Consider the following 22,678-nt stretch of genomic DNA (forward strand, 5'->3'; position numbering starts at 1 on the left):
TCAGCGCTGAAACTCGTACACCGAGCCCAGGCCGAGCAGGCTCGTGAGCTCGTCCAGCGCGGTCAGCCCCTCGGCGTGGAGGCTCGGATCCGCCAGGTCCGAGAGCGCGAGGCGATCCCGATAGTGCTTCTCGACCCACTCGAAGAGCCCCCGCTCGAGCGCTTCGTCCAGGAACACCCGCGGCCGGATCGCTCCGCGTTCCTCTTCGGTCAGCGGCACGCCCAGGCGCAGGCAGGCCGGGCCGCCGCCGTTCTTCATGGAAGCGTTCACGTCCACGAAGACCACGCGATCGACGGGGGTGGGCTCGGCGACCAGCCGGTCCAGGAAGCGCCGCGCGGGCGCCGAGCTCTCGGCTTCTTTGGGGGCGACCAGCGCCAGCCTGCCGCCCGCGAGCGCGCACAGCTCGCTGTTGAACAAATACGTCGAGACGGCGTCGGCGAGGGGGACGTCGGACTCCCGCGCCAGGGCGACGACCAGCTCCGCGCCGAGCCTCTCGCGCAAGGTGTCGATCACCGCTTCGGGGTCCACGAAGGCCCGCTCGTGCAGCATCAAGAAACCGTTCAGTCCGACCGCCAGCACGTCGGTGTGGAAGGCGCCGGCGTCGATCCCGCGCGGATCTTGCTGTGGGAACAGGGTCTGCGCGTCCGACAGACAGTGGAGCCGGGCCAGCGCCTGGCTCGCCTCGAGCGTCTGGCGCGCCGGGTGCCGGCGGGGGAGCGGCGCCTCGCGGAGCGCGCTCCGTCCCCAGGCGAACAGGTGCGCCGCGCCTCGAGAGGTCTCGAGCCGGAGGTGGTTCGCGGCGCCCTCGTCGGCGAACAGGTCGCCAGACGGGAGCGGCTCGTGCACCACGAAGCTTCGCTCGTCCGCGAAGATGCTCCGGAGCACCCGCAGCGTGGTCGGCGCCTCGAGGCTCCGGTGGAACAGGCTCGAGAGGTTCGCCACCGTGAGGTGTACGCGGCCGTCGGCGCAATCCGCGGAAGGTGCCACCGTCGCCGCATTGGCCGTCCACATGGCCGAGGCACTGCTGACCAGACGCAGGAGTCGGGCGTCGTCCGTGTTGGCCGCTCGCGCGATCACCTCCGCGTCCGTGCCGGAGAAGCCCAGTCGGCGCAGCGCACGGACATCCGGGCGCGGCTGCGGGGGCAGCACGGCTTGCGGTACGCCCAGGTCGCGGACCAGGCGCATCTTCGCCAGACCCTCCAGAGCCGCGGCCTTCGGGTTGCCGACCCGTCCCGCGTGCTCGGTCGCAGCGAGGTTTCCCGGCGAGAGCCCGGCGTAGCTGTGGGTCGGTCCCGGTAGCCCGTCGAAGCAGCACACGCCGAGCGCGCTCATCAACACCCGCTCGGCGCGATCACGAACGCCGGGTCACCGAGATCGTCGGTCACGTTGCCGGCGCTGCCGAACTCCTTGTTCGACCAGGGATCGAAGCCCATCAGGCTCTGCTCGGTCCAGCCGTTGGTCGAGTTGATGAAGCCGTTCTGCGTCAGATCGTTGGTCAGCGGTTTGCCCGGCTCCCCTGCGTTGGCGAACGGCGGCGCCGCCGGCGTGGGGTTCAGCGTGCAACCGCCGAAGTCGCAGATGAAGTTGAGATCGCAGGTGCCTTCGTCCACGTAACCGCCGTGCTTGTTGACGCTGGCGAACACCACCGGGAAAGCCTGCCCGTTCTTCGTAGCCGTCTTGCACGGGCTGCACCCTGGCAGCGAGCCGCAGGTGGTGCTCTTCTCGCACAGCGTGCCCTGGTGCGAGATGGCACGCAGCGCCAGGATCCCCGCCGGCGGCGGCGTCTTCGGATCGATGACGGCGCCGAACACCTCGTCGTCGCCGACGTGGCCGTTCGCGCCGCAGTCCTTCTCGAACAGCACCACGTACCAGAGCGCCAGCTTGGTCGCGTCCGCCGGGTGCGGGGTCGCGCGGAAGAGCACGCCGTGCCGCGGGCACTTGTCGTCCGGCGCGATGGAGTAATACGGGTAGTAGGCCTGCGCGAGCGCCAGTTCCGTGGCGTCGTCGAGCCCGTCTCCGTCCAGATCCGAGAAGGCGGCGTCGCTGCCAGCGTCGGTCGGGATGGTCCCGCCGCTGCCCGCGCTGCCGCCGCTCGAGGCTCCGCCGGTCGCGCCCGCGCTGCCGCCGCTCGAAGCTCCGCCGGTCGCGCCCGCGCTGCCGGCCGCACCGCCGCTCCCCGATGCGGGGCTCTCCTCGCTCTCGCCGCAAGCGACGGCCAAGCAGAGCAGGAGGAGCGGAGCGCGGGTCATGGTGAAGCAGGATACCGCGAGGACAGGGCGGCGGCACTCGTTTCGCTAGAGGCGATGACGCGGCAGCCGGCCTATAGTCTCCGGGCTTGTCCACCGTTCGGCTCTACTTCGAAGATCCCCTGCGCTTCGACTTCGAGGCCGTCGTCGTCGCGCACGCCGAGCACTCGGGCCGCCCGTCGCTCCTGCTCGACCAGAGCGCGTTCTACCCCGAGGGCGGCGGTCAGCTGCCGGACTCGGGCGAGCTCGCTGGGCTCGCGGTGATCGACGTGCAGGTGGACGACTCGGGCCAGGTTCACCACGTGCTCGCGGGAGAGCTGCCGCCGCTGGGCGCCCGGGTCGCGGGGCAGGTGCTACGGCCGCGACGGCGCCTGCACATGGCGGAGCACAGCGCGCAGCACATCCTCTCTCGCGCGCTGGTCGAGGTCGCCGGTGCGGAGACCGTGTCCGCTCGGCTCGGCGAGAGCGCGTGCACCATCGACGTCGATCGCGCCGATCTGGACGAGCGCCGCCTCGCGGAGGCCGAGAGCCTGGCCACCTCCATCGTCGAAGCCGACGTGCCGATCCGGGCGTTCTTCCCCGAGCCCGAGGAGCTTCGCGCGCTGCCGCTCCGGCGCGCGCCGAAGGTGGACGAGTCGATCCGCGTGGTGGCGATCGGAGACTTCGACGTCACTCCGTGCGGGGGCACTCACTGCACGCACGCCGCGCAGATTGGCGTCGTGCGCGTCGTCGGCTCGGAGCGCTACAAGGGAGGGACGCGCGTGACGTTCAGCGCCGGGGCGCGCGCCCGCGAGCTGCTCGCCGGGGAGTCCGCGGCGCTGCGCGGGTTGGGCCGGAGCTTCAGCTGCGGTCCCGCCGAGGTCGGCACGGCAGTGGAGCGGCTGCGGCGCGAGCTGGAGGCCGCTCGCGGAGAGCTCGGCAGGACCCGCGCCGAGCTGGCGGAGAAGAGCGCCCGGGAGCTGGTCGAGGGTGCGCTCGGCCGCGGCGAGAGCTGCGTCGTCGGCTCGCTCCCCGGCGCCAGCGTCGAGCTCCTGCGCACGGTCGGCGCTCGCGTCACCGAGCGGCCGGAGGCCGTGGCCATCCTGGCAGGAGGCGGCGAGGACGGAGTGCCCGTTTTCGTCGCGCGCGGCGCCGCGAGCTCCTTCGATTGCGGGGCCTTCGTCAAGGAGCTGGCGCGGCGCACCGGCGGGCGTGGCGGCGGGCGCCCGGAGCGGGCCGAAGGGCGGCTGCCGGCCGGCGCTGATTTCGAAGCCACGGCCCGCGCGATCGTCGCCGCTTGAGCTCAGGCCACGCGAGCGAGCGCGCGCTCCAGCTCTTCCCAGCTGGTGATCCGGTCGAGCCGCGGGTGGGTCAGGCCCAGGCTCTTGGCGCGCTTTCCTCCGACCCACACTCGGGCTTCGCTCGGAAGCTCGCGCAGGATCCAGCCGATGTCTTCCTGCACGCCTTCGACCTCGGCGCTGGCGGAGACGCTGACGCCCACGATGCGCGCGCCGGCCGCCTTGGCCGCCGCGACGATCTGATCCGGCGGCGAGTCCACGCCCAGCACCCGCGGCGTGGCGCCCGAGAGGGCCAAGTAGAGCGCCGCCATCTCCATGCCGAGCGCGTGCTGCTCACCCGGCAGCGTGGCGAGCAACACGACCGGGTCGCGCACCACGCCTTCGTAGGCCGCCAGCATCAGGCGGAGCTGAGTCGAGAGCACCGAGCTCAACATGTGCTCGTGCCGGATCTCGAGCTTGTGGGTCGCCCAGGCTTCGCCCACGCGCTCCACCAACGGCGCGCACACCTCGACGACGAAGCGCTTGGGTCCCAAGGTCGCCATGCTCTGCCGGAGCTCGACCAGAAGACCCGGTAGGTCGTCCTGCTCGAGCCGCGCCATCAGCGACTCGACCGACGAAGGCGCCGAAGAGGCGCTGAGCCCCGTGCTCGCCGCCGACGCGAGCAGGTCCGAGAGCTCGTCGCGGGTCCGCGTCACGACCTCTCCGGCGCGGTAGCCGGCCTTCAGCGTGCGAGCCACCAGCATCAAGCGCTCGACGTGCTCCTGCGAGTACACGCGCACGCCCGCCGGGTTGCGTTCGGGTTTCGGGAACCCGTAGCGGCGCTCCCACATTCGGAGCGTGTCCGACGACAGTCCGGTCAGGCGAGACGCGACGCGAATCGAGTAGCCCGACCGGGCGCCATTGCCTGCGACCCGCATGACCATGGATTTTCGCTTAGTTCCCGCGCCCCCCCCGTCAAGCCGGGTTTGACCGCGGAAGAGGCCTCGGGGATGCTTTGCGGAGCATGCGGGCGTGGCGGCTCTCGGCAGCGCTGGTTTTCGGGCTTTCGCTGGCGAGCGCCTGCGGCGGCAGCGATTCCGCGGACGAGGGCCATTCCGGTGCCGGCGGAAGCCCGAGCGGCGGCGGGGCCGGGGCGGTGGGCGGCAGCGGAGGCAAGCCCTCCGGTGGCGGGGGCTTCTCCGCGACCGGTGGCCAGCTCGAGGCTGGGACGGACGCCGACTCGGGCGCGAAGCTCGGGCCGCCGTATCCCATCGTGCTCTGCCACGGGTTCTTCGGCTTCGAGAAGTTCGCGGGCCTCGATGCCATCACCTATTTCTACCAGGTGAAGCAGGAGCTGGGCGCGAAGGGCGAGCCGCTGGTGTTCACGCCCGCCGTGGATCCGTTCAACGACTCGACCTACCGCGGCGCGCAGCTCTTGGCGGAGATCGAGAGCATCCTCTCGCAGACCGGTCACGCCAAGGTCAACCTGATCGGGCACTCACAGGGCGGGCTCGACGCGCGCGTGGTCGCGCACGACAGGCCCGATCTGATCGCGAGCGTGACCACCATCGCCACGCCACACCAGGGCACGCCGATGGCCGACGTCTTGCTCGGTCTGGTGTCGGACCCGGGCGCGCAGGAGCTGGTGGACTGGCTCGTGAAGCAGCTGGGCTACGCGCTCTGGGACGCCGCGGGCAAGAAGACCTCCATCTGGAAGCCCCTCGAGCTGTTCTCGAAACCGGGTATCACCGCGTTCAATCAGCAGTACACCGACCGCGCGGCGGTGCGTTATTGGTCGCTCACCGGTCGCAGCGACTTCAAGCTGGCCGAGATGGACTGCAAGCCGGACGAGAAGGTGCCCTTCGTCGAGAAGTGGAACTTCGAGACCGACCCCATCGATCCGCTGTTCCTGATCAGCGAGGCCTACCTGGACGGCGGCCTCGGGCAGCCCGACGCCAACGACGGGCTGGTGCGGGTGAAGGACGCGCGCTGGGGCACGTTCCTGGGCTGCGTTCCCGCCGACCACCTGGACGAGGTCGGCCAGCTCTTCGGCGACTCGGCCGGTATCGGCAACCAGTTCGCCCACAAAGAGCTGTACGTCGAGCTGGCGAAGTACCTGCGCGCGCAGGGGCTGTGATCAGGCCAGCACCACGTCGAAGGTGACGCTGTACTCCTTGGCGCCGCTCGGCCCGATGCTCTCGACCAGCGGCATGATCAGCGAGTCTTTCACGAAGGCGTCCGACGCGATCCACGGGTCGCCCTGGAAGTAGAGCTGGGTGGTCAGCGACGTCCCCTCCGGGTGGCTCACCTTGTAGTGGATGTGGCGTGGCCGGTAGGTGCTGCCGTTCAGGTAGAGCCCGGGCAAGATGGTGGTGAGCTCGTAGCGCCCCTGCGCGTCGGTCTTCATCCGACCGCGGAGCACGTAGCCCGTGTTGTCGTAGGCGCCGGCGTCGTCCGCCTGCCAGATGTCGACCTCGGCGTCGGCCAGCGGGGTGACGCAGTCGCAGCCGTAGACCGTGCCGCTGACCCGGAGCAGGGTGCCGGGCTTGCCGTCGGTGATGTCGGCGCGGAAGGGCGCGTCGGCTTTGTAATAGGGGCCCAGGATGTTGTCGTCCGTGATCTTGCAGCCGGGCGTGGGCGTGAGCTTGCACGAAGCCACGTTGCCGCCGGTGCCCCCGCTCGCGGCGCCCCCGCTCGCGGCGCCTCCGCTCGAAGTGCCTCCGCTCGACGCGCCCCCACTCGACGCGCCGCCGCTGCCGCCGCCCGCTGCGCCGCCGCTGCCGTTCTTCGCCTCGCTCTGACTGCTCCCCCCGCAGCCGATGGCGACCACGCTCCCGGCGAGCGCGCCGAGGGCGCCGCGACGACTGACCGTTCTCTCGCTCTGCATGTCCGGAGCATGACGCGCGGCGGGTCCCGCGGCCATTAGAATGATGAGAACCCGTCGTTCTACAATCTCGAACGAAGCTTGCGGGGCGACCGGGCCGCCTTCGGCGCGGGAGCGCGAGGCGCTGCGCCGAGCGCGGCCTCGACGCGCTCGATGACCTCGGCGGTGAAGCTCGCCTGCGCGTCTTCGGCGCGGCAGGCCGCGTACACGGCCGTCTCGGGCACCGGCGCCGGAGGCAGGCGCCTGAGCCGGCCAGCCGCGAGCTCGGCGTGGGCCACCACGTCCGGCAGCACACACACGAATCGACCCGAGAGCGCGACGCGGAGGTTCGTCGAGAGCATCGTGATCTGGAAGCCCACCTTGCGCGGCACCTCGACGGGCCAGCCGTCCATGGGTGTGCCGCGGTCACCGATGGCGGCGACGCTGAAGTCGTGCTCGACCACGGCCGGCAGGTTCACGCCCTTGGCGCCGAACAGCGGGTGCCCTTTGCCGCAGTAGAGCGAGTTCGTCAGCGAGCCGATGCGCCGGCACTCGATGCCGGGCATCGCGGTCGCGTCGTAGTAGAAGGCAACCTCGATCTGTCCGCTCACCAGCTGCCGGTTGGCGTCCTTGGACGAGAGAGTCGTCATGCACGGCACCACGGCCGGCCTCTCCTTCTGCAGCGAGAGCAGCGCGGGCAGCACGAAGTAGTCGGTGAGCACGCCGAGGGAGGCCACGCGGTAGTCACCCGTGAAGTCGTGGGAGAGCACGCCGTGCATCGCGTGCTCCAGCGAAGTCACGCTGCGGCGGATGGCCTCGAGCAGGCGCTGGCCGGCCCGGTTCAGCGTGATGCGTCGGGAGCCGCGCACGAAGAGCTCCTCACCGAGCGTCTCCTCGACCAGCTTCACGCTGCGAGAGAGCGCTGAGGGGCTCACGTGCAGGCGCCCCGCGGCGGTCGGCAGGTGCTCGGTCTCTGCGACGGCGCGGAACGCCGGGATCCACGGCCAGATCAGCTGGAGCTTCTTGGCGGGGTCGGCGCTCACAGCGTCTTCGCGTTCTTGGCGGTCTCCACCGCTTTCTCCAGCGCGCGCGGGCTGAACCCCACCAGGATCTGCCCCATCACGTCGATCACCGGGATGGAGGCGCCGGCCATCTTCACGCGCTCGAGCTTCTTCTGCATCTCGGCCTGCGCGGCCTCGTCGGCGTCCACGTCTTTCTCGATCACCGTCACGCCGCGCTGCTTCAGGTAGGCGGCCGCGTCGTGACACGGCTTGCACCAGTCGGCGCCGTAGACGATGGCGACCACCTTGTTGGCGGCGACCTTCGGCGTGGGCGCGGGCCCCGGCCCCGCCGAGCCCGACGCGACGGCGGAGGCGGGCGCCGAGGCGCTCGGCGGCGGCGCCAGCGCTTCGAGGCGGGCCTTGCGCCGGCTCGCGCCCTTCTCGTCCCACTCACTGCGCGAGATCACCTTCACCGGGTAGGTGCCGTCCGGGCCCTTCTTCGAGAGGTCGGCCACGTAAACCAGCTTGCCGGTGCCTTCTTCACGCGTGGTGTCGACCACGCGCACCTCGGCGCGCCCCGGCTCGGGCACGTCGGGGACCTTCTGCACCACGTGGAAGTCGCCCTTGTCGTCGATCCAGGTCAAGAGCAGGCTCGGAGTGTCGTCCTTGACCTCCAGCGGAGGCAGCTCGCTCTTGGTCGGCTTCGCGCCGGTCGTGTCCTCGCCGCTCGGAGCGTCGGGCTTCCCCTTGCACGCGCCCGCCAGGACCAGCGGCAGCGCGCACAGGCAGAAGAGGAGAAGGGCCCGCCAACGACGCATCATCTTCAAACGCACTCCGGATCCGACCGCTCATTTCTAGCACGTGATCCGGAGGGGCCGACAAATGCCGAGATTTCCCGCGTCATCCCTCGGTCGTGCTGCTGCGGAGCTCGTCGGCGAGCTTCACCCACTCGGCCACGAGCTGCTCGACCTTGCCGGCGAGGCCGCGCTCTTGCTTCGCCCACTCGTGCAGCTTCTCCCAGTCGCCCTCGGGGGGCGACCTGAGCTTGGCCCGAAGCTCCTCCAGGTCCTTCTCGCCGCGTGAGACCAGGTCCTCGAGCTCGCCGACTCGGCGCCGCTTCTTCTCCAGCTCCCGCGCCGCGGCCTGGCGTTCCCGATGGCGCGCGGCGCCGCTCGCCTCCGCGGCCGCGCGCGCCTTGCGCTCGTTCGCGGCGCGTACGGCGTCGCCTTCGCGCTCGACGCGGGCCCGGCGCTCGAGCATCGCGGTCCAGTCGCGAAATCCGCCCTCGTACACGTCCAGCTCGCCGTCGTGGAACGCCAGCGTGCGCGTGGTCACCGTCTGGAGGAAGCGCCGGTCGTGGGACACCAGGAGCACCGTGCCTTCGAAGCCCACCAAGGCCTCCTCCAGGATCTCCGCGGCCGGGATGTCCAGGTGGTTGGTCGGCTCGTCGAGGAACAGCAGGTTCTTCGGCTCGAGCAGCATCTTCGCCAGCGCCAGGCGCGTGCGCTCGCCGCCCGACAGGCTCGCGACCTGGCGAAAAGGGTCGTCCCCGTAGAAGCGGAAGCGCGCCAGGTACTGGCGCGCGCCGTCCGCGTTCAGATCGCCGCGCACGCTGCGCACCTCTTCGATGCAGCTCTTCTGTGCATCGAGGCTGCCCAAGTGCTGGTCGAAGTAGCCCTCGAACAGGTTGGTGCCGCGCCGCACGGCACCCGTGTCTTCGGGCAGCCCCAATCCGGCAATCAGCTTCAGCAGCGTGCTCTTGCCGGAGCCGTTCGGTCCGACGATACCGACGCGATCCCCGCGGCGCACGAGCAGATCGACGCCGTCGAACAGCCGGCGCCCCCCGCGGGACGCGCCGAGCCCTTTGCACTCGAGCACGATGTCGCCGCTGCGTGGCGCGTCGGCGAAGCGAAAGCGCACGCGCTCGGCGCGCGCCCAGACGTCTTCGGGTCGCTCGACCTTGTCGAGCTTCTCCAGCATCTTGCGCCGGGACTGGGCTTGCTTGGTCTTCTGCCCCGCGATGTTCTTGCGGATGAAGTCCTCGGTCTTGGCGACGAAGGCCGCCTGCTCCTCCGCCAGCGCGCGCTCTCGCTCGAGATCGACGGCGCGTTCGTCGTGGTACTCGGTGTAGTGCAGCGGGTAGACGCGGAACGTGGTGCGCCCGAGCTCCATCGTGATGGGGCAGACGTTGTCGAGGAACGCGCGGTCGTGGGACACCACGAGCGCGGCGCTCTTCTGGGCGGTGAGCCAGCCCTCCAGCCACTGGATGGTGTCCAGGTCCAGGTGATTGGTCGGCTCGTCGAGAAGCAGCAGCTCGGGCTCCGTCGCCAGCACCGCGCCCAGGTTCAAGCGCCCACGCTCGCCGCCGGACAAGCTGCCGACGTCGCGCTCGAGATCCGCCGCCGAGAAGCCGAGCCGGGTCGCGATGGTCGCGACCCGCTGTTCGAGCGTGTCGGCGCCCGCCGCGTGGTAGCGGTCCATGGCCTTGGCGAGGGCGTCCAGGGCCGCCTCCGTACCGCTCGCGGCCGCGTGCTGGGCGTCGTGGAGCGCGTGGCGCAGCTGGACCAAGTCCGAGAAGCCGCCCATCAGCGCGTCCATCAGGCTGCCGGAGCGGAGCGTCTCGTGGCTCTGACGGTAGAAGCCCAGGCTGGCGCCCTTCTCCAAGAGCACGCTGCCGCGGTCGGCGTGGAGCTCCCCGCAGATGAGGCGGAGCAGCGTGGTCTTGCCGGCGCCGTTCGGAGCCACCAGCGCCGCACGCTCGCCGGCGTTCAGCCGAAAGGTGACGCCGGAGAACAGCGGATCGACGTAGCCGAAGCCGAGATCTGCGACTTCGAGGATCGACACGGCGGGCCGCTAGCGCTGCACCGGCTCCTGGACCTCGCCCAGGACTTCCTCGTCCGGCCCCACGATCCTGACCAGCTCCCCGCGGTGCTTCCGCGACAGGTCACGGGCCTTCTTGAGCTGACCCTTCTTGAAGACTGCGTTGACGGCGTCGCGGTCCGCCGCCTTCCACTTCGCGGTCGCTGCTGCGCTCAAGCGGACGATCTGCATGGTGCTCCGGGGCGCGAGCCTAGTCGGTTCCGCTGGCATGTCCAGCTCACCCCAGCCGCCCGTCGATGATCTCCGCGGCCCTCAGCGCCAGCGCCATGATGGTGAGCTGCGGGTTCACGCCCAGGCTCGAAGGGATGGCGCTGCCGTCGGTGACGTACACACCGGGGGTGTCGAAGGACTCGTGGCTCGGGTCGATGGCGCCGCGCTCCGGGCTCGTGCCCATGCGACAGGTGCCCAGCGGGTGGAACGCCGTCACCTCGAAGTCTCCCGGGCGCAGGCGCATCTTCTTCAGCCGAGCGAGGCCAGCCTCGGAGGCGAGCTCGTCGCAGCCGTGAACCAAGGGCAATACACGCCGGGCGCCGGCGCGCAAGAACACTTCGCTCAGGATCTCGATGCCGCGCTGCATGCGGGCGGTGTCCTTCCGCGAGAGGTTGTAGAAGATGAGCGGGCTGCCTCTCGGACCCTGGCGCACCTCGCCCCGGCTCTCGTCCTGGATCATGAAGCCGAAGGTCGCGAGGTTCATGAAGCGGTCCATCAGGTGCATGAAGCGCCGCCCGACCCAGGGCACGCCGAGGGCCGTGATGTCGATGGGGGTCGAGCCGCCCTCGAACATCAGGCCCTCTTCGGCCCACTGGTCGATGGAGTAGCTCTGGGGGATGCCGCGCGACATGTCGATGGTCTCGGTGAACTCGGCCATCACCTTCGCCGCCGGGTGGATCGAGAGGTTCTTGCCGAGCCACGGCGAGCGCACGCACACGCCGCTCCGGCGCAACAGGAGCGGCGTGGAGAACGCTCCAGCCGCCACCACCACCGCCTGGGCGCGCACCGAGAGCCGCCGGCCGGACGCGAGACGTCCGCTGACGCCGCGTGCGCGACCGCGCGTCACGTCGACGCGCTCCACCCGAGCGCCGGTCACGAGCTGGGCGCCGCGCTTCAGCGCCTCGGGGACGTAGCTCACGTCGGTGGAGCGCTTGGCGCCGGTCGGACAACCGAAGCAGCACACGCCTTGCCCGTCGCAGTCGGGCGCGTTGCGCCGGAGCGGGCCGTGCGCGAGCCCCATGAGCTGGGCGCCCCGCGCGATGACTCGCGCCGGTCCTCCCAGGTGTTCCGCCGGCGCCTCCGCCACCCCGAGCATCTGCTCCACGCGCTCGTAGTAGGGACCGAGCGTGGCTGCGGAGATCTCGCCCAGGCCGTGCTGCTCCGCCCAGAGCCGGAAGGTGTGTGCTGGCGTGCGATAGCACGTGCCCGAGTTGATGACGGTGCTGCCGCCCACGGCGCGGCCCGCCCAGACCGGCGCGGCAACGTTGCCGAGCGCGATGGTGGTGCCGCGACCGAGGTACATCTTCTGGAACGCCGGCTGCGCCCGGGCGGCGAAGCTGTCGCGCCGGTGGTAGTCCCCGTCCTCCAGCATCAGCACCGCGCGCCCGCGCCGGGCGAGCTCGTAGGCGGCCGCCGCGCCGCCCGCGCCGGTCCCGACGACCACGACGTCGCACTCGAGCTCGAGGTCCTCGTCGATCTCGCGGCCGTTCGTCACCTGCTCCATGAAGCGCTCGCGCTCGGGCTTGGGAGGCTCGACCGAGTAGCGACAGCCGACCTCGGCGAACACGCGCGGGTCGTCGAAGTGCGCGGCCTTGAGCGGCGTCACCACCGCGCGCAGGAGCCAGCGCAACCCGCGCGGCCCGGCCTGGCTCCAGGCCTCGAGCGCCGCCATGCGCTCCTCGCCGGAGAGCCGAGAGAACGGCCGACCCCGTCGTCCGAGCGTCGAAGCCTCCACCGCCCACAGGCTCGCGCGTACGCCGCGGAAGAAGGTCTCACCCTGGCGCGAGGCGAAGCGCTCGAGCCGTGCCACGCTCTCCAGATCCCCACCGGGGATGCGGCCGCTGAAGGGCAGCACGGCCTGGGCGAGCGCGAGCGCGATGCGGCGTTCGGCGTCCGAGAACTGGGGCTCGTCGGTTGGGGACACGTGCTGGTGAGCGGCAGGATAGCTCAACAGCCGAGCGGCTCGCTCCAGCGTTCGGGCGTCCTCGACCATGGCGCCGCCAGCGTCTAGTCTCGCTCGATGGTGGCTCTCCTCGCGCGCGCTTCGTTCGGGCTCCTGGCGATCTGCCTGACGGCGGGCTGCGGCGGAGACGATTCGGGTGGGTCGGGTCAGCCGCTGCCGGACGCGGGCCTGGAGGACTCGTCCGCCTCCGACGCGGGTGACGCCGGCGAGGACTCGACGCCTCCGGACGGCGACCTGCCCGACGACGGCTCGACGCCGCTCGACGCGCCGCCCGACGCAAGCAGCCCCTGCACAAAGTCTCCGGCGGAGTGCGCGCTCGACGACGAGCAGGCCGCGTCGGACCAGATGGACTCCGTGGCGGGCGACGAGGTCGCGCTCCGCCAGTTCTTGACGGCGGTGCCGAAGGGAGGAGACCTGCACAACCACCTGTCCGGTGCGGTCTATGCCGAGACGTACCTCGACTGGGCCAAGACGGAGGGCGGGTACTGCATCAACAAGAGCACCCTCGCGCTCTCGACCTCGTGCAGCAACACCTCGACCACCTCGCCCGTTCCGACGCCTGCCGACGCCTTGTTCCTGCCCGTGGTCCGCGCCTGGTCGATGCTGGACTTCGTCCCGGGCGCCGAGACGGGCCACGACCACTTCTTCGCGACCTTCGGCAAGTTCGGCGCCATCTCCGGACCCGCGCACCACGCCAAGGGTCTGGCGGACGTGATGAAGCGCGCCGACAGCGAGAACGTGCTGTACATCGAGCCGATGCTGTTCTCGAACTCGAACGCCAGCAGCTGGGGGTCGAGCGTCTGGACCGGCGGCACGCTGACCACCGCGGATCTGCCGGCTTTCCACGCGGCGCTCCTGGCTTCGAGCGGCTACGGCGCCGCCGTGCAGGCCATCCTCACCGACATCCAGAGCTCGGAGTCTGGCGCGCTGAACCTGCTCGGCTGCAAGGGCGCGAACCCCCAGAGCGCTTGCCGCGTGGGCGCGCGCTACATGGTCTACATCTCGCGCAGCGGCGGCGGTCCCAGCGTCTTCGCGCAGATGGTCGCGGCGTTCGAGGCGGCGAAGACGGAGCCGCGCTTGGTCGCGTTGAACCTGGTCGGCCCCGAGGACGGCTCCACCGCCCTCAGCTCCTACGACCGCTCGATGGCCATGCTGGGTTACCTGCACGACGCGTACGCCGGAAAGAGCCCGCTGCACGTCACCCTGCACGCCGGCGAGCTCACCGAGAAGTACCTGCCCTCCGGCTACGCCATCTCCCAGATCGATCACATCCGCAAGGCCGTGCAGGTGGCGCGCGCGGAGCGGATTGGACACGGACTGGACGTGCTCGGGGAATCGAACCCCACTGCGCTGCTCGCCGAGCTGAAGCAACTTGGCGTGATGATCGAGATCGGGCTCAGCAGCAACGTGCAGATCCTCGAGGTCAGCGGCCCGGCCCACCCGCTGGCGACCTACCTGAAGAGCGGCGTGCCCGTCGCCCTCGCGACCGACGACCAGGGCGTGTCGCGCTCCAGCATGGCGGGGGAGTACCTGCGCGCCGTCCAGGACCAGAAGCTCGACTACAAGACGCTGAAGTCGATGGCGCGCACGAGCCTGGAGAAGTCGTTCCTCCCCGGCGCGAGCTTATGGACGTCGATGGACACGCTCCAGGCGGTGCCTGCCTGCGCGCCCACGCCGACCAGCTACTTCGGCGACGACCCCGCGCCGGCCACCTGTCAGACCCACCTCGGCGGAAGCGCCAAGGCGACCGCGCAGTGGGAGCTCGAGCGGCGCTTTCGCGAGTTCGAGTCCAAGCAGTAGGGGCTCTGTTTCGCCTCTACGTACCAGGTCCCAGCCGCCAGGCGAGCACGCGTGTCTGCACCGCCTCGCGGAACATGCAGGTGACCTGACCGTCCTCCGACGCCACGAAGACCACGCTGCCAGGATGCTCGGCGGCGTAGGTCGCCCCGGCGCGGTGACGCACCCCTCGACTGCCCAGATCGACGGGCTGAGCCGTCACGCCTTCACTGTCGAGCGCCTCGTCGACCGTGGCGGTGTGACCCACGGGCAAGATCACTCCGAACGCGACCAGCGCCAGCGCGCGATTGAGCAGGGTCGCGCCGTCGATCCCAGTCAGCGCCCCCAGCTCTTCGACGACGCGCTCCGCCTCCGTGAGGAAGGCGTTGCGAAGCAGCTCGCCAAAGGCGCGGGCGTCACTGCTCTGCGGAGGCTCGGACGACCTGCGCGAGCCAACCTCGGGCCAGAACGGGCGCGACGGCGGGGCGGAGTCCCGCCTCCGCTCGATGTGCCGCGCCAGCCGCAGCAATGCGGCCAACGACGAGTCGCCCACCATCCTGTAGGTGGCCGACTCGGCCGCTGACGGCTGCTCTTCCGGAGCGATGATCAGGATGCCTCCCCGACCGTGTGCTGCCATCTCACGTACGAGCGAGCGAATGGCGTCGAGATAGTCCGCGACGCCCGGCTCTTCCAGTCCGGCAGCCCGAGCATTCTCCTCCAGGGCGAGCCTGACTGGACCGGCGGAGAACAAGACGTCCTCGCCGCCGGTGAGGATCGCGCCGCGCTCGTAGCCGAGCAAGAGGTCGCGGCCGTTGCGTATGGACAGGCAGCCGGGCCGGGCCGCGACGATCTTCAGGAATGGATCCCGATCCACGTTGAGGCCTTCGCGGGCAAGGCCGGTGATGGCGAGGTGCGCCTCGTCGAGCACGTGGACCGCGGAGTAGATCCGGCGATCGAGCCCGGCGACCGCAAGCTTCGCGAACTCCGGGATGCTGAAGGGCCGAGGTGCGTCGAAACGATGGACCTTCCACTGGTAGAGAGACGCGGCTCCCGACTCGGCACCCTCGGGCAGCACGACGTCGCCCTCGCTCCGACCGAGCAAGACTACGCCCACCGGGTTGCGCTCGCCCTCGTGGGTCTCGAGACCGGCGAAGAAGACGGTCGTGAGCAGGTGGACGAGCAAGTCGTCGTCCACCTCCCCCAAACAGCAGCTCCTGGATACCGCCCGATGCCGCAACACTGGCACCAGCGCTGGCGGGAACACGTGTGCACCGAGCTCGCCAGTCGTGGGCATGGGACTAACCCGAGTGGGGCGAGCTCGGCTCGTCCGATGATCCGAGGAGCGTCGCGGCCACGGACTCGAGGTCGCTCAGATCGAAGGGCTTGCGCAGCAGGACGGCCCTGCGCCCGAGCGCTCGGACCTGCGCCGGGATGCGCTCATCTCGGAGCGCGGTCATCACGATGACCGCGGCGCCTACGCCGGCGGTGCGCGCCGTGGCCATCGCCTGAAGACCGCTCATCCACGGCATCGCGATGTCCGTGACGACGAGCGCGAAGGGACCCTCGTCGGCCAGCTTCTCGATGAGCTCGGCGCCGCTCCCGGCGCTCACCACGTCCGCCCCCAAGTCGGCGAGCGCCTCGGCCACGGCGTCGAGCAGCTCGGGGTCGTCGTCTGCCACCAGGATCCGCGCGTAAGCACGGCCCGTGCCGGGCGCGAGCTCGTGTGCCCGTCCCGGAAATATCGACTGCGCCCCATGCAGGGTGTTCGCGGCGTGAGGGCGACCGCGCACTCCCTGCGCGGGTCGAGAGGTCGTCGAGTCTCGGATCCCCCATGCAGAAGTCCCGGATCGGGCCTGCGGGGTGATGCCTGGCACACGATCACGCGGCGCGCAGGAGTTGCGCGAAGGTGCCGCTGGCGAGCGGCATGCCTCTTGTACCCATCGCCGGCATGAAGCTCCGGCTCCGGGCCAAGCAGCTCTGGCGCGGGTTTGCGCCGGCTGTTGGGCTGCTGGCGGTCGTGCTCGGCGGCGGCGTGCTCGTCGGCTGGTGGGGCGACCTCGCCGCGCTGCGCGCCCCCGTTCCGGGCGCTCCAGCGATGAAGCCCAACACGGCGCTGATGTTCGTGCTGTGCGGGCTCGCGCTCTTCTCGCGTGGTCGCGCGGAGCCCAGCGTGCGCCACGAGCGAGCGGGCATCGCCCCTGCTCTGATCGCGCTCGCGATTGCGGCTGCGACACTGTTCGAGCACGCGGCGGGCGTCGAGCTGGGTATCGACGGCCTGGTCGCGGGCGCTTCGTCCGGAGCGCCCTCGCCCAGCACCGCTTCGGCCTTTCTGCTCCTGAGCGTCGCGCTGCTCCTGCCTAGAGCCCCGGACCGCCGTCGCGCCATGCTGGTCGAGGCACTCGCGCTAATTGCGGCGACGAACGCCATGCTCGCGCTGCTCGGCTTCTCGCTGGGGGTGGTGTTCTTCGACGCGGAGGTTCGCTTGCCCGTCGCCATCGGTATGGCGCCGCACAGCGCTGCCGGGCTCCTGCTGCTCGCGGCGGGTGTGCTCGTCGCCCGGCGCGACGCGGTGCTGACGAGCCTCCTGACCAGCAGGGGCTCCGGCGGCGAAGTGGCTCGGCGCCTGCTGCTCGTCGCGCTCGTGACCATTCCGGTCACGACGGTCGCGGCCTTTGCGCTGGAGCGGCGCGGCTGGTGGCCGACACCGGGCGCGGCGGTCGTGGCCGCGACGACGAGCGCCATGGTGCTGGTCCTGGCCCTTCGGATCACCGGCCGCCGCCTCGACGCCGTGGAGTCCCAGCGCACGCGCCTGGCCGCAGATCTCCAGCGCGCCATGGCGGAGAGCGCGCGGCTCGCGGCGCTGGTCACGTCCGCCGACGACGCCATCATCGCCGAGAGCCCCGAGGGCGTCGTGCTCGACTGGAACCAAGGCGCCGAGCGCCTGTACGGCTGGAGCGCGGCCGAGATGCTGGGCCGTTCGATCGACGCGATCATCCCCGAGGAAGACCGTGCGGTGCGGCGCGACCTCCGCGAGCGCGCCGCCGCGGGCGTCGTCATGCGCGGCCTCGAGTGCGTGATCGTCAACAAGAACGGCGGGCGCATCCCGGTCTCGCTGACGCTGTCCCCGATCGGCGACGAGGCCGGCAGCGTGAGCTCCATTTCGCGCGATCTGACCGAGGTGAAGGCGGCGCAGGCCGTACTGGCCAAATCCGGCGAGCTCTTCGCCGAGGTCGCCCGCGCCAACTTGCTGGTGACCGAAGCCACTGCCGCGATGCCCGAGACCGGTCTGCCGCGCGTGCTTGAGGTGATCGCCGAGCAGGCCCGCAAGCTCACGGGAGCCGAGCTCGCGGGGGTCGGCCTGGGCGCGCGGGCTCCCTTCCAGCACTGGGTCCGGGTCGGAGCGGCTGCGGAGCAAGGCAGTGACGAGCATCCGCTGCTCGCCGCCTCTGCCGAGCTGGGCGAGATCGTACGCGTGGCGAACGTGCGCGAGGATCCGCGCTTTCGCGACGGAGTCCCGGAGCACTCGCAGATCGAGAGCCTGATGGGCATCCCGGTCAGATACCGCGGGGAAATCACCGGACACCTGTGCTTGGCCAACAAGCACGGTGGTGGGGGCTTCAGCGCTCAGGACCAGAGCGCCGTGGAGCTGATCGCGGCCCACGTCGGCGCCGCCATCGAGGCTTCGCGGCTCTACGAGCGCGAGGCGATCCAGCGCGCCCGTCTGGAGTCGATCGTCGCGCAGCTGCCGGTGGGCGTAGTCGTCATCGATGCACAGGCCCAACTGGTGCTGCAGAACCAGGCATCACTCGAGCTGGCGAAGAGCATTCGACCCATGGTGCACGACGTGCGCTTGCCGTCCGGCGAGGCGCTGCCAGCCGAAGACCATCCGGTGATCCGCGCGCTACGGACCGGCGAGCGCATCGCGTCTCAGGAGCTCAAGCTCGAGCTCGGCTCGGGGGAGCAGGTGCCCATCCTCGCCAGCGCCGCCCCAGTGCGCAGCGGTGACGAGATCGTCGGAGCCGTCACCGCCTTCCGCGACATTCGGGCCATCAAGGAGCTCGAGCGCATGCGGGAAGAGTGGGCCTCGGTCATCGCCCACGACATGCGGCAGCCGGTGAACAGCATCTGGCTCAACAGCGATCTCCTGAAGGGGGCGCCTCTGTCCCAGCGCGAGCAGAACCAAGTGGCCCGCATCCGTCGCGCCGCGGAGCGGCTCAATCGCATGGTCGAAGACCTCCTCGACATCTCTCAGGTCGAGTCGCGTCATCTCGCGCTCTGCCGGGAGCCGCTCCGGCTCGGCTCGGCGCTCGCCGAGGCGCTGGCGGGCGTGCCGGACATCGGCGCACGCTGTCAGCTGGAGCTCGACGACGCCGAGCTGCTGGTGCTGGCCGACTCGGTGCGGTTCCAACAAATCCTCGAGAACCTGCTGTCCAACGCCGAGAAGTACGGGGAGCCCGGCACACCGGTGGTCGTGCGCAGCCGGCGCGAGCAGAGTCAGGTCGTGATCAGCGTCGAGAATCGCGGGCCGGGCATCTTGCCCGACGAGCTCCGCACGCTGTTCGAGCGCTTCTCACGCGCCCGCTCGGCGCACGCCGGCCCGGCGCGGGGCCTGGGACTTGGCCTCTACATCTGTCGCGGCCTCGTCGAGGCCCACGGCGGCCGCATCTGGGTGGAGAGCGTGCCCGGCGGCACCACCACGTTCCACTTCACGCTGCCCATCGCGCTGGAGGCCGAGCTGGCCCAGACCATGGCGCACGCTCGGGCCAGCTGACGGGCGCGGTCTCCGTCAGGCCTTGGGTCCGAAGGCCGTGACCACGAAGCCGCCGCCCTTCTCGTCGACGTGCATCTCCAAGAGGCCGCGGCGCTGCGCGTCCTCGAGCAGATCGTTGAACGTCCGGTAGCCGTGGAAGCGCTCCGAGAAGCTGGGTCGCTTGCGCTTGAGCACCTGCTTGACCATCGAGCCGTGCACCGAGCCATCCCGATCGGAAAACAGCGCCTCCACGGTCTCGAGCACGAGCTCGAGCGCCTCGGTCTGGCGCTGATCGACGCTCTTCTCGCTCTTGTCCGGGTCGCCTGCCGCGGCCGGCGTCGAGACGCGCGCCGGAGGTGGCGGTGGGGGCTTGGGCTGGGGGCGCTTCTCCTTCTCGCGCCGCTGCTCGCGCTTCGCGCGCACCAGGTCGTCGTAGTAGATGAACTCGTCGCAGTTCTCGATCAAGAGGTCGCTCGAGCTGTTCTTCACGCCGAGCCCGATCACTCGCTTGTTGTTCTCGCGCAGCTTCGAGACCAACGGCGAGAAGTCGCTGTCCCCCGACACGATCACGAACACGTCGACGTGCGACTTCGTGTAGCACAGGTCGAGTGCGTCCACGACGAGCCGGATGTCGGCGGAGTTCTTCCCCGAGTACGAGACGTGGGGGATCTCGATGAGCTCGAACGAGGCCTCGTGCAGCATGCGCTTGGAAGACTTGTAGCGGTCCCAGTCCGCGTAGGCGCGCTTGACCACGACCTTGCCTTTGTCCAGCAGGCGCTCGAGCACGAAGTTGACGTCGAAGTCCTCGTACTTTGCGTCGCGGACTCCGATCGCTACGTTCTCGAAGTCGCAGAAGATCGCCATGTTGAGGGTGTCGTCGAGTCGTTCGGTCACGGGCGCACCATAGCCCGACTTGCGGCGCTCGGCGCCAGGCAGTGCTTCCGTCTGCGCCGCATGGGCTTCCCGCCGGACGCGATCTGAGCGAAGCTCGGGCCATGTTCCACGGCATGGGAAGGGCAGCCGTGCTCGCAGCCGTGCTCGCCGGCTGCAGCAGCAGCTCGACCAACGAGCCGTCCGGGACGTGCGAGTCCGGCGCGACGCGGAGCTGCATCGGGCCGGCGCAGTGCAAGGGCGGACAGTCCTGCGGTGCCAACGGGAAGTGGGAGGCGTGCGCGTGCGGCGCCGGCGGGGGCGGCGGTGCAGCCGGCAGCGGCGCGACCAGTGGCGGCGGCGGCACCAGCGGCGGCGGGGGCAGTGGCGGCAGCGGCGGCAGCGGCGGAACGAGCGGCGGCAGCGGCGGCGGTGGCGGCGGCACCGCGGGGCCGGCAGCCGGCTACCTGTTCTGGGGCAAGGACGCGGGGGACTTCGCCATCGTTCCGGTGGATGCTGCCGGCCTCACCGGCAGCGCTGTGACCGGCGCCGTGGCGGGCTGCGCGCCGCGCGCGCTGGTCGGCGACGGCTCGACTAGCGCGCTCTACTTGTTCTGCACCACCAACAACGGGGCAAACGTCTACTTCGTCGAGCCGGCTACCCTCCAGGTCGAGACCACCACAGTGACCCCTCTGGCCAAGACCGGGCTGGTGGCCGTGGCCTTCGACTGGGTCGACCCCGGCAGCTACCACGTGCTCTGGCAGCCGGCCGTCGGATCGGATGGCACGGTCCGCGAAGAGCTCAAGCAAGGGAGCGGCTCGAGCGATTCCAGCATGTCGCCGCCCACCGGGATGCGCGGGACCTTCATCGACGCCAAGAAGGAGTTCGTGCTCTGGTCGAGCGCTGGAGCGTGCGTGCGCACGAGCTACGGCTCGTTCAACACGAACACCACGCTGGCGGCCTTTGGTGGGCTGTTGTGCCGTTCGCTCGTGCTCGACGGGAGCGTCTGGCGCATGGCCTGGGGCTCGGAGGCGAACGACAGCGCGAAGATCTGTACCTTCGCCGCCGAGCCGGCGGACGCGACGGTCCCAAGCGGAACCGGCTGGACCGCCGACACCTGCAAAGACTTCTCGTACACCGGCAGCGGCTGGCGCTTCCGCGGCTACTTGCCCAAGCCGTGAGGTCGCGGCCCGCGCGGCCGCGAGCTACGAGGCTTCGCGCTGCTGGTAAGTGCCGTGCTTGACCAGGAACTGGCCGTCGTGGAACGCGCTGGGGCTGACCTCGCGGATGCCGTCGGCGCTCATCTCCAGGATGCGGCTGGCGACGCGGTCGACCATGTTGCGGTCGTGCGTCACGAAGACGCACGTGCCCTGATACACGCTGAGCGCCTCGGTGAGCGCGCGGATCGACTCCAGATCCAGGTGATTGGTCGGCTCGTCCAGCAGTAGGACGTTCGGCTCGGCGAGCATCAGCTTGGCCAGGAGCAGCCGCACGGTCTCTCCACCCGAGAGCACCTTGGTGGGCTTCATCGGCTCTTCCTTCTTGAACAAGAGCTTGCCGAACAGCGCGCGGAGGTTCTCCTCGTCGGCCTTGCTGTTGAAGCTCCACAGCCACGAGTGCGCCGTCTGGTCGGAGCGCGGCAGGATCTCGGAGTGCTCCTGCGGCATGTACTCGACGCGAGCCTCGTAGCCCCAGCTGACCGTGCCGGCGTCGGGCTCGAGATCGCCAGTGAGCATGCGCAGCATGCTGGTCTTGCCGATGCCGTTGGGACCCACCAGCGCGATCTTGTCGCCCCGCATCACGCTCAGGTTGAAGCCCTTGCAGATGCTGATGCGGTCGAACGCCTTGCACAGATTCTGCACGCTCAGCACGCTGCGCCCGCTGGCTCGCGCCTGCTCGAAGCGGATGAAGGGTCGCTGGATGTTGGACCGCTTCAGATCGACCATCGCCCGCTTCTCGCGCTCCGCGTGCTTCTCGCGAGATTTGACCTGGGTCGCGCGCGTGCCCGCGCCGAAGCGCCGCACGAACTCCTGGAGCTGGTCGATCTTCTCTTGCCGAGCCGCGTTGGCGAGCTCGACCCCGGTGCGGGCCTCGGCCTTCGCCCGGACCATGTCGTCGTAGTCGCCCGGGTAGACGATGATGCTCTCGTAGTCCACGTCGGCGATCTTGGTGCAGACGGCGTTGACGAAATGCCGGTCGTGGCTGATGACCACGAGCGCGCCGTCGTATTCGGTGAGGAAGCTCTCGAGCCAGCGGATGCTGGCGATGTCGAGGCTGTTGGTGGGCTCGTCGAGCAGCAGGCTGTCGGGCTTGCCGAACAGCGCCTTGGCAAGGAGCACGCGCACGCGGTCGCCGCCCTGGAGCACCTCGAGCTTCTGCTCGTGGAGCTCTGCGGGGATGCCGAGGCCCACGAGCAGCGTGGTGGCCTCGCCTTCGGCGGTGTACCCGTCGTGCTCGGCGATGGTCATCTCGAGCTCGCCGAGCAGCATGCCCTCGTCGTCGTCGAGGTCGTTGCCCTTGGCCAGGAGCTCTTCTTTCTTCGAGAGCGCTGCCCAGAGGGCCTGGTGACCGGAGAGGACCACGTCGAGGATGCGCTGATCGGCGTAGGTCGAGTGGTCCTGCTCGAGGACCCCGAGGCGGCCTCGGATCGAGACGCTCCCGTTGACCGGCTCGAGCTCCTTCGAGAGGATCTTCATGAAAGTCGACTTGCCAGCGCCGTTCGGCCCAGTGAGTCCGTAGCGCTCTCCGTCGTTGAACGTGACGTTCACGCGGTCGAAGAGCACCCGCTCTCCGAAGCTCATCGATATTTCGTGTGCGGTGATCATGCTCGTGCGCCTCAGGTTTCCGCTCGTCGCGGCGGGCC

At 70.2% G+C, this 22,678-nt stretch carries 18 protein-coding genes; 5 read left to right on the forward strand and 13 right to left on the reverse strand.

Annotation, left to right across the window (positions count from 1 at the left end):
- Together astB and HS104_34200 are read right to left on the reverse strand one after the other, a co-directional pair.
- Window positions 1–1,332 carry an N-succinylarginine dihydrolase gene (astB, locus tag HS104_34195; protein ID MBE7485007.1) on the reverse strand — a complete coding sequence of 444 codons (1,332 nt, stop codon included), beginning with the start codon at window positions 1,330–1,332 and terminating at the stop codon, window positions 1–3.
- Window positions 1,332–2,249: a hypothetical protein gene (locus HS104_34200; protein ID MBE7485008.1), complete on the reverse strand. Its 918-nt coding sequence runs from the start codon at window positions 2,247–2,249 to the stop codon at window positions 1,332–1,334. Before HS104_34200 ends, astB begins: the two co-directional genes overlap by 1 nt.
- A gap of 86 nt (window positions 2,250–2,335) precedes the next feature.
- Between HS104_34200 and HS104_34205 the strand changes: the two genes are divergently transcribed.
- Entirely contained in the window at window positions 2,336–3,526 is a 1,191-nt protein-coding gene (locus tag HS104_34205) for an alanyl-tRNA editing protein (protein ID MBE7485009.1), read from the forward strand.
- A gap of 2 nt (window positions 3,527–3,528) precedes the next feature.
- Here the strand turns inward: HS104_34205 and HS104_34210 are convergent, their stop codons facing one another.
- Window positions 3,529–4,440 (reverse strand): MerR family transcriptional regulator, encoded by a 912-nt coding sequence (locus tag HS104_34210; GenBank protein MBE7485010.1) that lies wholly within the window; start codon window positions 4,438–4,440, stop codon window positions 3,529–3,531.
- An 86-nt stretch (window positions 4,441–4,526) separates the two neighbouring features.
- Here HS104_34210 and HS104_34215 point away from each other — a divergent pair, with 86 nt between their 5' ends.
- Window positions 4,527–5,639, forward strand: coding sequence for a triacylglycerol lipase (locus HS104_34215; GenBank protein ID MBE7485011.1), 1,113 nt, complete (start codon window positions 4,527–4,529; stop codon window positions 5,637–5,639).
- Here HS104_34215 and HS104_34220 read toward each other — a convergent pair whose 3' ends face one another.
- From HS104_34220 to HS104_34245, 6 genes are all read right to left on the reverse strand, one after another.
- Window positions 5,640–6,389 (reverse strand): dioxygenase, encoded by a 750-nt coding sequence (locus HS104_34220; protein MBE7485012.1) that lies wholly within the window; start codon window positions 6,387–6,389, stop codon window positions 5,640–5,642.
- A 59-nt stretch (window positions 6,390–6,448) separates the two neighbouring features.
- A complete protein-coding gene (locus tag HS104_34225; GenBank protein ID MBE7485013.1) occupies window positions 6,449–7,408 on the reverse strand; it encodes a LysR family transcriptional regulator in 960 nt (319 codons plus the stop codon).
- Window positions 7,405–8,184: an NrdH-redoxin gene (locus tag HS104_34230; GenBank protein ID MBE7485014.1), complete on the reverse strand. Its 780-nt coding sequence runs from the start codon at window positions 8,182–8,184 to the stop codon at window positions 7,405–7,407. Before HS104_34230 ends, HS104_34225 begins: the two co-directional genes overlap by 4 nt.
- An 82-nt stretch (window positions 8,185–8,266) precedes the next feature.
- On the reverse strand, window positions 8,267–10,210 hold the full coding sequence (locus HS104_34235; protein ID MBE7485015.1) for an ABC-F family ATP-binding cassette domain-containing protein: 1,944 nt from the start codon (window positions 10,208–10,210) through the stop codon (window positions 8,267–8,269).
- A gap of 9 nt (window positions 10,211–10,219) precedes the next feature.
- A complete protein-coding gene (locus tag HS104_34240; GenBank protein MBE7485016.1) occupies window positions 10,220–10,417 on the reverse strand; it encodes a hypothetical protein in 198 nt (65 codons plus the stop codon).
- 46 nt (window positions 10,418–10,463) lie between these two features.
- Window positions 10,464–12,449 carry a GMC family oxidoreductase gene (locus HS104_34245; protein ID MBE7485017.1) on the reverse strand — a complete coding sequence of 662 codons (1,986 nt, stop codon included), beginning with the start codon at window positions 12,447–12,449 and terminating at the stop codon, window positions 10,464–10,466.
- Window positions 12,450–12,476: 27 nt separating this feature from the next.
- Here HS104_34245 and HS104_34250 point away from each other — a divergent pair, with 27 nt between their 5' ends.
- Entirely contained in the window at window positions 12,477–14,219 is a 1,743-nt protein-coding gene (locus HS104_34250; GenBank protein ID MBE7485018.1) for an adenosine deaminase, read from the forward strand.
- 16 nt (window positions 14,220–14,235) lie between these two features.
- On the opposite strand, the gene HS104_34255 is transcribed toward HS104_34250, so the two are convergent.
- Window positions 14,236–15,489 (reverse strand): DNA integrity scanning protein DisA nucleotide-binding domain protein, encoded by a 1,254-nt coding sequence (locus HS104_34255; GenBank protein ID MBE7485019.1) that lies wholly within the window; start codon window positions 15,487–15,489, stop codon window positions 14,236–14,238.
- A gap of 4 nt (window positions 15,490–15,493) precedes the next feature.
- Window positions 15,494–15,874 (reverse strand): response regulator, encoded by a 381-nt coding sequence (locus tag HS104_34260; GenBank protein MBE7485020.1) that lies wholly within the window; start codon window positions 15,872–15,874, stop codon window positions 15,494–15,496.
- Between the two features lie 269 nt (window positions 15,875–16,143).
- Here HS104_34260 and HS104_34265 point away from each other — a divergent pair, with 269 nt between their 5' ends.
- A complete protein-coding gene (locus HS104_34265) occupies window positions 16,144–18,966 on the forward strand; it encodes a PAS domain S-box protein (protein MBE7485021.1) in 2,823 nt (940 codons plus the stop codon).
- A 15-nt stretch (window positions 18,967–18,981) separates the two neighbouring features.
- Here HS104_34265 and HS104_34270 read toward each other — a convergent pair whose 3' ends face one another.
- Complete coding sequence (locus HS104_34270) at window positions 18,982–19,809, reverse strand: NYN domain-containing protein (GenBank protein MBE7485022.1); 828 nt, start codon at window positions 19,807–19,809, stop codon at window positions 18,982–18,984.
- Between the two features lie 143 nt (window positions 19,810–19,952).
- On the opposite strand from HS104_34270, the gene HS104_34275 reads away from it, so the two are divergent.
- Entirely contained in the window at window positions 19,953–20,996 is a 1,044-nt protein-coding gene (locus HS104_34275; GenBank protein MBE7485023.1) for a hypothetical protein, read from the forward strand.
- Between the two features lie 24 nt (window positions 20,997–21,020).
- Here HS104_34275 and HS104_34280 read toward each other — a convergent pair whose 3' ends face one another.
- On the reverse strand, window positions 21,021–22,640 hold the full coding sequence (locus HS104_34280; protein MBE7485024.1) for an ABC-F family ATP-binding cassette domain-containing protein: 1,620 nt from the start codon (window positions 22,638–22,640) through the stop codon (window positions 21,021–21,023).
- Window positions 22,641–22,678: the final 38 nt, after the last annotated feature.

Source organism: Polyangiaceae bacterium (genome assembly GCA_015075635.1).
Taxonomy (GTDB): domain Bacteria; phylum Myxococcota_A; class Polyangia; order Polyangiales; family Polyangiaceae; genus JADJKB01.

Bases quoted from the DNA above. Each gene is read 5' to 3' on its own strand.
- astB (MBE7485007.1), bottom strand. From the start codon at position 1,332: ATGAGCGCGCTCGGCGTGTGCTGCTTCGACGGGCTACCGGGACCGACC.
- HS104_34200 (MBE7485008.1), bottom strand. From the start codon at position 2,249: ATGACCCGCGCTCCGCTCCTCCTGCTCTGCTTGGCCGTCGCTTGCGGC.
- HS104_34210 (MBE7485010.1), bottom strand. From the start codon at position 4,440: ATGCGGGTCGCAGGCAATGGCGCCCGGTCGGGCTACTCGATTCGCGTC.
- HS104_34215 (MBE7485011.1), top strand. From the start codon at position 4,527: ATGCGGGCGTGGCGGCTCTCGGCAGCGCTGGTTTTCGGGCTTTCGCTG.
- HS104_34220 (MBE7485012.1), bottom strand. From the start codon at position 6,389: ATGCAGAGCGAGAGAACGGTCAGTCGTCGCGGCGCCCTCGGCGCGCTC.
- HS104_34230 (MBE7485014.1), bottom strand. From the start codon at position 8,184: ATGCGTCGTTGGCGGGCCCTTCTCCTCTTCTGCCTGTGCGCGCTGCCG.
- HS104_34240 (MBE7485016.1), bottom strand. From the start codon at position 10,417: ATGCAGATCGTCCGCTTGAGCGCAGCAGCGACCGCGAAGTGGAAGGCG.
- HS104_34245 (MBE7485017.1), bottom strand. From the start codon at position 12,449: ATGGTCGAGGACGCCCGAACGCTGGAGCGAGCCGCTCGGCTGTTGAGC.
- HS104_34250 (MBE7485018.1), top strand. From the start codon at position 12,477: ATGGTGGCTCTCCTCGCGCGCGCTTCGTTCGGGCTCCTGGCGATCTGC.
- HS104_34255 (MBE7485019.1), bottom strand. From the start codon at position 15,489: ATGCCCACGACTGGCGAGCTCGGTGCACACGTGTTCCCGCCAGCGCTG.
- HS104_34265 (MBE7485021.1), top strand. From the start codon at position 16,144: ATGAAGCTCCGGCTCCGGGCCAAGCAGCTCTGGCGCGGGTTTGCGCCG.
- HS104_34270 (MBE7485022.1), bottom strand. From the start codon at position 19,809: ATGGCGATCTTCTGCGACTTCGAGAACGTAGCGATCGGAGTCCGCGAC.
- HS104_34275 (MBE7485023.1), top strand. From the start codon at position 19,953: ATGGGAAGGGCAGCCGTGCTCGCAGCCGTGCTCGCCGGCTGCAGCAGC.
- HS104_34280 (MBE7485024.1), bottom strand. From the start codon at position 22,640: ATGATCACCGCACACGAAATATCGATGAGCTTCGGAGAGCGGGTGCTC.